The following is a 12,949-nucleotide window of genomic DNA, read 5'->3' on the forward strand; positions in this document are numbered from 1 at the left end:
AAAAACTGACCGGGCTGAGTAACCCCAACCCGGACCTGATAAACTATATTAGCCAAAGTAAGATTGAAGAGATCTTACTTCAAGCGATTTCGCCCGGAATGCTTCAATACCTTGGGCTGCTGCTCCGGCACCTGCCACAGTTGTGTAGTAGGGAACCTTGTTCATCAGCGCAGCTTGTCGAAGCGACCGACTGTCGGAGAGTGCCTGCGCGCCTTCGGTTGTATTGAAGACCAGCTGAACCTCACCATTCTTGATAGCATCGACGATATGAGGGCGCCCTTCAAGCACCTTGTTGACCTTTGCGCATGGTATGCCTTGGTTTTCCAAGTATCTTTGAGTGCCCTCAGTGGATATAATGGAAAACCCGGATGCTACGATTTTTCTAGCAGTTTCAAGGATTTTCGGTTTATCCGCGTCCTTCAGGGAGATAAAGACGGTTCCACCTTCCGGAATTACTGTTCCGCCGCCGAGCTGTGACTTTGCAAATGCGACGGAGAAATCGGTGTCGAGACCCATAACTTCACCAGTTGACCGCATTTCAGGGCCGAGGACCGTATCAACGCCTGGGAAACGGGCAAACGGGAAGACAGCTTCCTTGACCGCCACGTGATCCAGTTTCTTTGGCTTCAGGTCAAAGCTTGCCAGCTTCTCACCTGCCATCACGCGGGCGGCAATCTTGGCGATTGGCTCACCGATGGTTTTTGCCACGAACGGGACTGTTCTTGATGCACGTGGGTTCACTTCCAGAACGTAGATCTCTCCGTCCTTGATCGCGAACTGAACGTTCATCAGGCCAACAACGTTTAGAGCGAGGGCAAGTTTGCGTGCCTGCTCTTCCAGTTCTGCCAGAGTTTCGTCACTCAGTGTGTAGGCTGGTAGGGAACATGCGCTGTCGCCGGAGTGGATACCAGCTTCTTCGATGTGCTCCATGATGCCACAGATGAAGACATCCTCACCATCGCACAGAGCATCCACGTCCACTTCGATCGCGCCGTCGAGATAACGGTCGAACAGAAGCGGATTGGTGCCGAGCAGGGTGTTGATCTGGCCGGTCTTATCGTTTGGATACTTGGCGCGCACGTCATGTGGAACCAGCTCTGGCAGGGTGCCGAGCAGGTAGTTGTTGAGTGCTTCTTCATCGCGAATGATCTGCATTGCACGACCACCCAGCACATAGGACGGGCGAACGACCAGTGGCAAGCCAAGCTGGTTGGCAATCAGGCGACCCTGTTCCACAGAGTAGGCAATGCCATTTTCCGGCTGCTTCAGGTCGATCTTGTGCAGCAGGCGCAGGAAGCGGTCACGGTCTTCTGCCAGGTCAATCATGTCAGGAGACGTGCCGAGGATCGGAATGCCGGCCTCAACCAGTGCCTGAGCCAGCTTCAGTGGGGTCTGGCCACCGAACTGGACGATGACGCCCTTGAGGGTGCCCTTGGCCTGCTCAAGGCGCAGGATTTCCAGCACGTCCTCGGAGGTGAGCGGCTCGAAGTACAGGCGATCAGAGGTGTCGTAGTCAGTTGAAACCGTTTCCGGGTTACAGTTGACCATGATCGCTTCATAACCAGCGTCCTTCAAGGCGAAGGCGGCGTGACAGCAGCAGTAGTCAAACTCGATGCCCTGTCCGATACGGTTTGGACCGCCACCCAGAATAACAACCTTCTGACGCTCGCTTGGCTGTGCTTCACAGGATGGCAGGCCAGCGGTTGGTGTTTCGTAGGTGGAGTACATGTACGCAGTTGGTGAGGCGAACTCAGCAGCGCAGGTGTCGATGCGCTTGTAGACTGGCTTGACGTCCAGCTCAGCGCGCAGGGCGGCAACCTTGTCTTCCGTTGTGTCTGCCAAAACTGACAGGCGACTGTCGGAGAAGCCCATGGCTTTGACCATGCGCATGGCTTCTGCGTTGGTTGGGAGGCCGTGCTCGACGATCTTTTGTTCCATCTCCACGATTTCCTGAATCTGCTCAAGGAACCATGGATCGATTTTGCAGATGTCGTGGATTTCTTTGGCGGATGTGCCGAAGCGCATCGCCTGAGCCACGTTCAGAAGGCGGGTTGGGGTCGGAATAGCCAATGCTTTGCGGATAGCGTTGGAATCGTCTCCTTGCCCAAGGCCGTCCACTTCGATTGGATCGAGGCCGGAAAGGCCGGTTTCCAGACCGCGCAGCGCTTTTTGCATACTTTCCTTGAAGGTCCGGCCAATGGCCATCACTTCACCAACGGACTTCATAGCTGTGGTCAGCGTTTGTTCAGAGCCCGGGAACTTCTCGAATGCGAAGCGTGGGATCTTAGTGACCACGTAGTCGATGGTTGGTTCGAAGGAGGCTGGTGTTGCGCCGCCAGTGATGTCGTTTTCCAACTCGTCGAGAGTGTAGCCTACTGCCAGCTTTGCCGCGATCTTTGCAATCGGGAAGCCGGTTGCCTTAGAGGCGAGGGCAGAAGAGCGGGACACACGCGGGTTCATCTCGATGACAACCAGACGACCGTCAGCCGGGTTGACGGCGAACTGAACGTTGGAGCCACCGGTTTCCACGCCAATCTCACGCAGAACCGCAATGGAGGCGTTCCGCATGATCTGGTATTCTTTGTCCGTCAGGGTGAGGGCAGGAGCGACGGTGATGGAATCACCAGTATGCACACCCATCGGGTCGATGTTCTCAATGGAACAGATGATGATGCAGTTGTCCGCTGTGTCGCGAACCACTTCCATCTCGTATTCTTTCCAGCCGAGCAAGCTTTCGTCGATGAGCACCTGACCATTTGGAGAGGCATCAATACCGGAGCGAACAATCTGTTCGAACTCTTCACGGTTATACGCCACGCCGCCACCGGTGCCGCCGAGCGTAAAGGCAGGGCGAATGATGGCCGGGAGACCGATGGTGTCCAGCTGGCGCATGGCTTCAGCATAGCCTGCGCCACGGTCGTATCCGGTGATGTTGCCTTCCTCGTCAAGGATCGGAGGGGAGGAGGCGATGGCAGCGCGTGGATTTTCCAGGCCAATTTTGTCCATGGCCGCGCGGAACTTCTCACGGTCTTCCGCCTTGTCGATCACATCGGCTTTCGCGCCGATCATCTCGACACCGTGTTTTTTCAGAACACCTCTGCGATCCAGTTCCAGCGCGCAGTTCAGTGCGGTCTGTCCGCCCATGGTTGGCAGGAGTGCGTCCGGCTTTTCCTTGGCGATGATCTTTTCAACGGCGTCTGCGGTGATTGGCTCGATGTAGGTTGCGTCAGCCAGATCCGGATCAGTCATGATGGTTGCCGGATTTGAGTTCACCAAGATAATTCGGTAGCCCTCATCTCGCAGTGCCTTACAAGCCTGGGTTCCGGAGTAATCGAACTCACAGGCTTGGCCAATCACGATGGGTCCAGCCCCGATGATCATGATAGATTGGATGTCAGTGCGTTTAGGCATGGTGACTCACATATGCTCGCGTTGAAGCACCAGTGCACCCGATTGGTGCTCTGGTGGTGCCTTCTGTAGAAAGTATGTCGGCTGAGCGTGCGTTATATGAACTATTGGAGCGATTATAAACCCCAGACAGCGGCTCTTTTCGAAATAATCCGGTTTTTTTTCTCAAGACTTATGGATAGTTTGTTCAGCTAAAGACAAAGTCTCTGTGATTTTCGCGCCATCAAAGTCTGCAATGCCGATACTTAAGGCGTAACAAGCCAGTCGTACAGACTTGGGAATATCTACCGGTTTGCCGTCCCGGTCCCCTTTTTCGTAATATTGAATCATTCGCTTTTTCAAGCCGAGACGTTCTGCGGCCTCTTTTTGTTTGTAGCCCATCGACTTGCGCCAGGCCCGAAACTGAGATGGTTCCATGATACTAACCTAATGATTCCCAGACTGAAAATTCATTCTACAGACTGGGGCATAATAATCTGCATTGGTACAATTGCATATACCTGAATGCAATATGCCGGCTCAACGGGTTGTTTGCCGGGATGTGATGCGATCGGTGCGTTTAGGATGGTGGTGTCACAGGGTCAAGCGCTAAGAGCAATGTGATGTGGTTGTGCAAGGCTGTATTTGCGTTCCAGTGTGGTGCTGCCGAGGTGGATATCTTTTAGAGACGCCTGTTAGTGGTGACTCTCCCGAACGTGGTGCGGGGATTGGTGCAACGGGATAGCTTTGCTTTGCACAAGCTGAAGCGGTTTCACTGACTGAGTCGGGTGGGGTAATTGTGCAATGCGTTCAATCGAGGGATTTTGAGCTGGCTTTTTGTGCCATTGTTTTGCCGTAATTCAGGCAAGAAGCCGTATTTTTCCCATGGACCGCGACGGCAGTTATTATTTTTGCAGCGCGAAAAAATGAACATCCTGTTTAAAAAATGTGCGATCTGATCATTTTGTCAGCTAATTTTTGTTTTGATGAGAAAGAATAAAGTTAGCGCAGATTTTGAGAAGCAGAGTAGTTAGAAGTCATAATAGTTTCTCCCACTCTCTCTTGGTCAAGTTCACATATTATAGATAATATGTATTTGATGGAATTTAAGTAAAATATGACGGATAACGCAGGAACATCTTTGAAAATGTGGCGGGTGAAGTAGAATAAAACAATGATGACCCAAAAATAGGTTGCGGAATTTTTTTGCAATACTTGTCTAGTATAAATACTTAGGGGTCAGGTTGAAAGCAGCTTCAGTGTATACGTTGTTTTTACGAAGTAAAAATTGTGATGTCGGGCTATATTTTATCACTTTCCTTGTGTAGATTATCAATTGTCCAATATGAATTATCATGGAATTCATTGAGGACTTTGAAAGTGGGGGTACTTGTTCGTCACTGAGAGGTAGCTTCGTTGATGCTTTAATAGGCATCAAAGGAGGTTCCGCAGTGCGGATGGGTATCAAATGCTACTGCATGAGCTAATACACATGTGGAGAGGCGCAAAAGTTATTAGGGGAATTCATGGAGGCACCGGGTGGGGCGCTGAAATGATGAGCTTTTGTAACTCTTCAAGGGTTTAACATACAAACCACCGGGCAAATGGAAATGAACAGTATTCCTAGCAAGCTAGAAGTTGCTGCAGATATCGCCGGACCTATTCGTGAAGACGATGGAGACGGTCAGCTGCTCGCAATCTCTGAAATGTCAGAGTTGTTTAGTGTCACCCTGCGGACGCTTCGCTTCTATGAGGAGAAGGGACTTCTTAATCCAGTACGTCGTGGTGCGCGCCGCTTCTACAGAAGCCGTGACGTGAGTCGCATGCGTGTCATTCTCCAGGCCAAGAAGATCGGTCTGACACTGGCTGAAGTTCGCCGCATCATCAAGCTCGTTGAGGGTTCCACCCCTCGTGCCGAGCAACTCCAGGAACTACAGGAAATTTGTGGTGCTCAGGAGCAGCTGCTGCAGGAGCAGGAGCAAGCGCTTCAGGAGCAGATTGCAGAGGTTCGCGGTGTCTCTCAGGCACTCAGCGGCATGCTGCAGGCGGAAGCAGCTTAAGTGCTTCTGGCATAACGATATGGAACCCGGCTCCCTTGGTGCCGGGTTTTTTGTTGCCCAGCTCTTGGGACAATAGGGTTTTGCACGGTCTGCCACCCAAGGCTGCTCGCGAAGCCCACAGTAAAAAAGCGGGGTCGCTGACCCCGCTTTCTTTGATTTTATCTACCGGATTTGATCAGGCAGCTACTTTTGCCTTGTGGTTCTCAATCTGCTCGATGAAGCGAGAGAACAGGTAGTGGCTATCCTGTGGGCCCGGAGAGGCTTCAGGGTGATGCTGCACGGAGAAGACCGGGGCATCTTTTACACGCAGGCCACAGTTGGTGCCGTCGAACAGGGAAACGTGTGTTTCTTCCACGTTGTCCGGCAGGCTGCCAGCGCTTACGGCGAAGCCGTGGTTCATGCTGGTGATTTCAACCTTGTTTGTGGTGTAGTCGTGCACCGGATGGTTCGCACCGTGGTGGCCCTGATGCATTTTCTGGGTGGTTCCGCCCAGAGCTAGCGCAAGCATCTGGTGACCGAGGCAGATCCCGAAGAGCGGCATGCCAGCGTCAACCAACGTACGGATGGTCGGCACCGCGTACTCACCGGTTGCTGCAGGGTCACCCGGACCGTTGGACAGGAACACGCCGTCTGGCTTGAGAGCGAGGATGTCCTCAGCAGATGTGGTTGCAGGAACAACAGTTACGCGGCATCCGGCTTCTGCCAGAAGGCGAAGGATGTTGCGTTTTACGCCAAAGTCCAGCGCAACCACATGATGGGCAGGTTTGTCCTGTGCGCCGAAGCCTTCTTGCCATTCCCAGGTGGTTTCGGTCCACTCATAAGTGGTTGGGGTGCTGACGGTCTTTGCCAGATCCAGACCTTCCAGAGCCGGGAGGCCAGCTGCTTCTGCCTTGAGTGCTTCCACATCGAACTCACCCTCAGGGTTATGCGCGATGACGGCGTTCTGCATGCCTTTTTCGCGAATGAGAGCGGTCAGGGCCCTGGTGTCCACACCAGTCAGGCCGACAATGCCGCGTGCCTTGAGCCAAGCGTCGAAATGGTTGCCTGATCGGTAGTTGGAAGGGGAGGTAATGTCGGTGCGCAAAACCGCACCACGCACACCAGAGGTCTCTTCCATACGCACAGTTTCGATATCATCTTCATTGGTGCCCACATTGCCGATGTGAGGGAATGTGAAGGTGATGATCTGTCCTGCATAGGAAGGGTCTGTGAGAATCTCTTCATACCCGGTCATAGCCGTATTGAAGCAGACTTCGCCGGACGCTTTTCCAAGAGCTCCAACGCCTCGGCCTTCAATGACAGTGCCATCTGCGAGTACGAGGAGGGCGGTAGGTTTGGGTGCAGACCACGCGTCTTGAGCTTTCATCACTTGCTTTCTTGATACGGTTGGTGACAATATGCGTCCATCTGAAACGCTCCGAAGGGACTTGACTTTGGTGCGTCACAGTCGCATCAAGGCCGGGACCATAGGAGAAGGGGTCCCTCTGGTCAATATCACTCGCGTAGAAATAGTGCAGCGAGAAAGATAGGAGATAAGCCTAAATCACACGGATGAGGCGTATTATCCGAGATTTAAAAAGCCTCTCTTAAAGTTTCCGCGTCAGGGTTCCTTTAGTATGTTGCGAGACAAAATAGCGAATGCGCTGAAAGCTGCGCAAGAAGACAATAATAAGAGACGTGCCGCTACGTTGCGCCTCATTAGTGCAGCCATTATGGACCGTGATATGGCCGCTCGTGAGCAAGGCCGTGATGGTCTCAGCGATGAAGAGCTGATGGACCTTTTGCACACAATGCTGGTGCAGCGTGAGCAGGAAGCAACGCACTGCGAAGCCAATGGCAAAATGGAGCTTGCGGTGCAGGAGCGTGAGGAAGCGGAGATGATCCGTGAATTCCTGCCTTCTCAGCTTAGCGATTACGAAATGAAGCTTGTTTGTCAAACAGTTGTCGAGTGTGTGGAAGCGCGCGGACTGCGTGATATGGGCCGTTGTATGGCCGAGCTGAAAGAGCGTTACCCAGGCCAGATGGACTTTGCAAAAGCCAGCTGCATGGTGAAACAGATGTTGCGTGCTCCGCAATAAATCCCTGCTTCTAAAGCATTTTTTGTCCGCCGTGTCGTCATGATGCGGCTTTTCTTTTTTCCTAAAGCATTTTTGAGGTCAGCCAGTGCAAATTGGGGGTTTTGCTGGCTTCTCCGCCCCTTCAAGCGTATAAAATGCTAGGCTCAGCTGCTTATCGGCAGAATTACAAATTGGAATATCATGCGTTTTGATCAGCTCTTCCTTGATGACATTCGCAATCGCGTCTCTCTTTCTGACGTGGTGGGGCGACGTGTAACGTGGGATCGACGCAAATCTCAGCCCGGCAAGGGTGATTATTGGGCCTGTTGTCCCTTCCATTCAGAGAAGTCTCCAAGCTTCCATGTTGATGAGCGGCGCAACCGCTACAAGTGTTTTGGTTGTGGTGAAAGTGGAGATCATTTCAAGTTTTTGATGGAAACAGAGGGCCTGAGTTTTCCCGAAGCTGTGGAAGAATTGGCCGGTGTGGCGGGAATCGCCCTGCCTGCGCCTGATCCGCAGGCGGCAAAACGAGCAGCCAAGCGTAATTCGCTGACAGATGTCTGCGAGATGGCGGTGCGTTATTTCCGTCATATGTTCCAATCTTCCGAGGGGCGTTCGGCGCAGGAATACGTTCAGCGTCGCGGCCTGAGCGCGGAGACGCTCAACGAGTTTCAGTTCGGGTTTGCACCTGCAGGGCGGGATAATCTGAAAAAGGCTTTGATGGCGAAGGATGTCACCGAAGCCGAGCTGATTGAGGTTGGCCTTCTGATCAAGCCGGAGGATGGACGCCCGTCTTATGACCGGTTCCGCAATCGTTTAATGATCCCGATCCATGATGATCGGGGTAGGGCCGTTGCGTTTGGTGGCCGCACGATGGATCCTGATGGACAGCCGAAGTATCTGAATTCGCCGGAAACACCAATCTTCCACAAAGGAACCATGCTGTTTAACGCGCACCGGGCGCGTCAGCCTGCCTATGAAGCGGGGCAGGCGATTGTGGTCGAAGGTTATATGGATGCCATTGCTTTGTGGCAGGCGGGCATTAAAGGCACTGTTGCAAGTCTGGGAACGGCTTTCACCGAAGACCAGATCATGCGGCTTTGGAAGTTCGCTGATGAGCCGGTGGTGTGTTTTGACGGTGATGTGGCTGGTATTTCCGCTGCGCACCGGGCCGTGGATCGAATTCTGCCGGTTCTTACAAGTGGCAAGTCATTCCAGTTTGCGTTTTTGCCGGATGGGCAGGACCCGGATGATGTAATCAATGCTGGTGGCACGGCTGCTATGCATGGTGAGATCGAAAAAGCTCTGCCACTTTCAGAGGTGGTTTGGCGCCGTGAGAGCGAGCATGCGCGCATTGATACGCCGGAGCGCAAGGCTGCACTGGAAAAGGCGGTTGAGGATCTGGTTGGCACCATCAAGGATGAGCGCGTTCAAAAACGCTACCGGATGGACCTGCGCCTAAAGCTCTCCAATCTGTTTTATGAGGAGAGCCGGCGGCGTCGTGGAACAGGCGGTGGCCGAGATGGCGGCGGCTGGCGTGACGGGAAGGGCGACAGCACGGACCGGGCTTCGCTGGCGCTTATGGAGGCACCTGATACACCGGCGTATGGGGTGGAGCGTAGTTTCTGCACCATGTGCCTGATGTTTCCAGAGCTGTTTGAACGTCACTTTGAGCGGATTTCGCAACTGACCTATTCCAACGAGCTGCATTCCATGTTCATGGCATCGCTGGTGCGCATTGCGACGGATCTTGCTGAGGGGGCTGTAACTCAGATCTACAACAAGCTGGATGAACGGTTCTATCAGATCCTTAAGGAAGCGATTGCAAGTGCGACGGGCGAAGGTGATGACGGTAAGGCCAGCACGTTGCGCCGCTGGGATGCGTTGACCAACCGCCTGCAGATTTTGAGAGAGGATCCGCCCGAGGACTTTGTGGAGATGCTGTTCCTGAACTATGCCGATATGCTTGAACTACGCATGTTGGAGCGGGAACTGGAACATGAAACACGGGCAATGGAAGAAAACCTGACGGAAGAGAGCTGGCATCGTTTTCAGGCTCTGAAGCAGGATTTGTCGCGCCGTCGCGAGGAGTGTTTGCGTGATGAGCAGGAGTTGGCAGAGCGAGCGGTGAAAATGCGTGCCTCTGCGAAGACTTCGGTTTCTGCCTGATCGTATTTGAGGGATTTTGGTTGATCTGCATGCTTCCTGCACGGGGTTATGCTCGGTCACATCAGGATGGATTTGTGAAAAAAGATCTGTTGTTTTTCAAAGTTATCCAAAAAAACCGCTAATGAACTGTCCAAAATCCCCCAGAATCAGATTGACCGGGCGGAAACACCCTTGCGAATCACAAAAGGCGAGCTACATACACTAAGTCAGACAGCCGATACGAGCGCCCGTAGACCCTAGATGTCACTAGAGCGGCGAAATCAAAGTCGGATAATCAGCGCTGTCGATGCCTGGAATGTGCCGGAGACGGCCTAAAACGGTAGGAATGCCTGTGAGCACTCCTGCCTGAATGTGTTTTGGGTTGTTAATTCCGTGAGAACATTTTGATACCAGGGTTAAGTCAGGTTTAAGGGACTTTGCGTTAAACCCCAAAGTCAAATGTGATTCAAATGTCGCCTGTGTGAGTTGATGCACGGGGGCAATGGGTTGCGTAACGCAATAGTTCGCTGGTGCACGACCAGCGACTTTGGAGCAAAATATGGCGACGAAGGCGACACAAGCTGAAGATACGCAGGAACCGGCAGGCGCAGAAGGACAAGATGGTCCTCTCTTGGATTTGTCGGTCGCCGCCGTCAAGAAAATGATTAAGACCGCTAAGAAACGCGGTTACATCACTTATGACGAGCTGAACGAAGTTCTTCCTCCTGATCAGGTGAGCTCTGAACAGATTGAAGACACCATGTCGCTTCTCTCTGAAATGGGCATCAACGTTGTTGAGGCGGAAGATGCGGAAGAAGGCAAAGAGGAAGAAGGCGCGCAAGAAACAGCTGCTGCAGAAAGCAGTGAGCTGGTTGTTGCCTCTTCAACCGCTGTTGCCAAGACGACCAGTACGCGCGAGCCAACCGATCGTACGGATGATCCGGTGCGTATGTACTTGCGCGAGATGGGTACGGTTGAACTGCTGTCCCGCGAAGGCGAAATTGCCATTGCAAAGCGTATTGAGGCTGGCCGTGAGGCCATGATCTCTGGCCTTTGCGAGAGCCCGCTGACCTTCCAGGCGATTATCATCTGGGGTGAGGAGCTGGCTGAAGGCAAGGTTCTGCTGCGTGACATTATTGATCTGGATGCGACCTACTCCGGCCCTGGTGGCGCTGGTGGTCCTTCCGACGATGATCTCACCGAGCAGGAAGAAGCCGGCGAGGGTGAAGTTCCCGAGGCTGTTCGCGCGAAGGAAAAAGAAGAAGCCCGCAAGCGTAAAGAAGAAGAAGCGCGCAAGTCCAATGGTGCTGCACCAGCTGCTGCTGCGGCCGCACCAGCTGACGCCACTCCTGGCGCACCGGGTGAAGCTCCTGCTGACGGCGAGAGCGCTGACGATGATGACGACGAGTATGAGGCAAACGTTTCTCTTTCCGTGATGGAAGCAGAACTGAAGCCGATGGTCGTTGAGATCTTTGACAAGATCACCGAGGACTACAAGAAGCTGCGTAAGCTTCAGGATCAGCTGGTTGAAAACAAGCTGGCCAACAAAACCCTGTCCCCGTCCCAAGAGCGTCGTTACAAGAAGCTCAAGGAAGACATCATTGTTGAAGTGAAGAGCTTGCACCTCAATGCAAACCGTATTGAGACACTGGTTCAGCAGCTTTACAGCATCAACAAGATGCTGATGGGTTACGAAGGCCGCCTGTTGCGTCTTGCTGACAGTAACGGTGTGAACCGTTCTGACTTCATCAAGCACTATCAGGGTTCTGAGCTGGATCCGAACTGGATTCGCAAGGTGGCAAACCTTTCTGGCCGTGGCTGGAAAAAGTTTGTGACCAATGACGGCGACATGATCCGCGAACTGCGCGGTGAGATTCAGGCGCTTGCGACTGAAACTGGCCTTGAGATCACCGAATTCCGCACTCTGGTTTCCATGGTGCAGAAGGGTGAGCGCGAAGCGCGTATCGCGAAGAAGGAAATGGTGGAAGCGAACCTACGTCTCGTTATCTCCATTGCCAAGAAATACACCAACCGTGGCCTGCAGTTCCTGGATCTGATTCAGGAAGGTAACATTGGCCTCATGAAGGCGGTAGACAAGTTCGAATACCGCCGCGGTTACAAGTTCTCCACCTATGCGACCTGGTGGATTCGTCAGGCGATCACCCGATCCATTGCGGATCAGGCGCGCACCATCCGTATTCCGGTGCACATGATCGAGACGATCAACAAGATCGTTCGTACTTCTCGTCAGATGCTTCACGAAATTGGCCGTGAGCCAACCCCGGAAGAGCTTTCTGAAAAGCTGCAGATGCCGCTTGAGAAAGTGCGTAAGGTGCTGAAGATCGCCAAGGAGCCTATCTCCCTTGAAACACCGATTGGTGATGAGGAAGACAGCCATCTGGGTGATTTCATCGAGGATAAAAACGCCATCCTGCCGATTGATGCGGCAATTCAGGCGAACCTTCGTGAGACCACGACCCGCGTTCTGGCCTCGCTGACACCTCGTGAAGAGCGTGTTCTGCGCATGCGCTTTGGTATCGGCATGAACACCGACCACACTCTGGAAGAGGTTGGTCAGCAGTTCTCCGTTACCCGTGAGCGTATTCGTCAGATTGAAGCGAAGGCGCTGCGTAAGTTGAAGCACCCAAGCCGCTCCCGCAAACTGCGGAGCTTCCTGGACAGCTAAGCTGCTGCTTTGGTTAAGCATTAAGAAGCCGGTCTCTGTAGGGAGGCCGGCTTTTTTGTTGGAACGTTTACCCGTCAATGTCGTTGTTTCGAGGTGTGTTGCCGCCATTGAGCCGTTTGGTTCAAGCGAATGTGTGTGCAACGTGCGTATAACGTGTGTGCCGCTTGTGGTTGTTGAGGTGGTTCAATTCCGAGCTAATGGCGTAAGCTGGTGTTCCGCTATTTCTGCGAGAATTATCAAAGTGTTTTGATGGAGCTTACGATGGAACCGGAAGATTTTCGCCGAGAGCTGGATGGCTTGAGGACTGAGGTACGCCGGAAACCGGGCAAGGGATGGGTGATTGCCTGTTCGATTATCACGACCTTGCTTGTGCTGGTGATACTTGTAGCACTCATGATGTTTGGGATGATGAGCCGCATGCAGGGCGTTATGAGCTGGACTGATGTCATGCCTGACCGGCAAGTTGAGCGGCCTTTCCCACAGACACCTTCACCACCACCACCGGCACAGCCGCTGCCGCGGTGAAACAAGATTGTTTTGGCGTATCTTGCTTGTGAAGATGGTGCCCGCCACTTTCGGTGGTACGCCTAAGGCACCGGCGTGTGCCTGAG

8 protein-coding genes are annotated in these 12,949 nt (G+C 53.1%); 5 read left to right on the plus strand and 3 right to left on the minus strand.

What is annotated here, in order from left to right:
• Positions 1-48 precede the first annotated feature (48 nt).
• On the minus strand, positions 49-3,411 hold the full coding sequence (gene carB, locus IE076_RS09580; protein WP_189436562.1) for a carbamoyl-phosphate synthase large subunit: 3,363 nt from the start codon (positions 3,409-3,411) through the stop codon (positions 49-51).
• Positions 3,412-3,573: 162 nt separating this feature from the next.
• Positions 3,574-3,825: a helix-turn-helix domain-containing protein gene (locus IE076_RS09585; protein ID WP_189436563.1), complete on the minus strand. Its 252-nt coding sequence runs from the start codon at positions 3,823-3,825 to the stop codon at positions 3,574-3,576.
• Between the two features lie 1,172 nt (positions 3,826-4,997).
• Between IE076_RS09585 and IE076_RS09590 the strand changes: the two genes are divergently transcribed.
• Complete coding sequence (locus IE076_RS09590) at positions 4,998-5,447, plus strand: MerR family transcriptional regulator (protein ID WP_209008999.1); 450 nt, start codon at positions 4,998-5,000, stop codon at positions 5,445-5,447.
• 175 nt (positions 5,448-5,622) lie between these two features.
• On the opposite strand, the gene carA is transcribed toward IE076_RS09590, so the two are convergent.
• Complete coding sequence (gene carA / locus IE076_RS09595; RefSeq protein WP_189436565.1) at positions 5,623-6,813, minus strand: glutamine-hydrolyzing carbamoyl-phosphate synthase small subunit; 1,191 nt, start codon at positions 6,811-6,813, stop codon at positions 5,623-5,625.
• 250 nt (positions 6,814-7,063) lie between these two features.
• Between carA and IE076_RS09600 the strand changes: the two genes are divergently transcribed.
• The 4 genes from IE076_RS09600 (at position 7,064) to IE076_RS09615 (ending at position 12,863) form a co-directional block, all read left to right on the plus strand.
• Complete coding sequence (locus IE076_RS09600) at positions 7,064-7,525, plus strand: GatB/YqeY domain-containing protein (protein WP_189436566.1); 462 nt, start codon at positions 7,064-7,066, stop codon at positions 7,523-7,525.
• A gap of 180 nt (positions 7,526-7,705) precedes the next feature.
• On the plus strand, positions 7,706-9,673 hold the full coding sequence (dnaG, locus tag IE076_RS09605) for a DNA primase (RefSeq protein ID WP_189436567.1): 1,968 nt from the start codon (positions 7,706-7,708) through the stop codon (positions 9,671-9,673).
• A 538-nt stretch (positions 9,674-10,211) separates the two neighbouring features.
• Complete coding sequence (rpoD, locus tag IE076_RS09610; protein ID WP_189436568.1) at positions 10,212-12,338, plus strand: RNA polymerase sigma factor RpoD; 2,127 nt, start codon at positions 10,212-10,214, stop codon at positions 12,336-12,338.
• Between the two features lie 261 nt (positions 12,339-12,599).
• Entirely contained in the window at positions 12,600-12,863 is a 264-nt protein-coding gene (locus tag IE076_RS09615; RefSeq protein WP_189436569.1) for a hypothetical protein, read from the plus strand.
• The last annotated feature ends 86 nt before the right edge of the window (positions 12,864-12,949 follow it).

The sequence above is a fragment of the Pseudovibrio japonicus genome, assembly GCF_014651595.1.
Lineage (GTDB): Bacteria > Pseudomonadota > Alphaproteobacteria > Rhizobiales > Stappiaceae > Pseudovibrio > Pseudovibrio japonicus.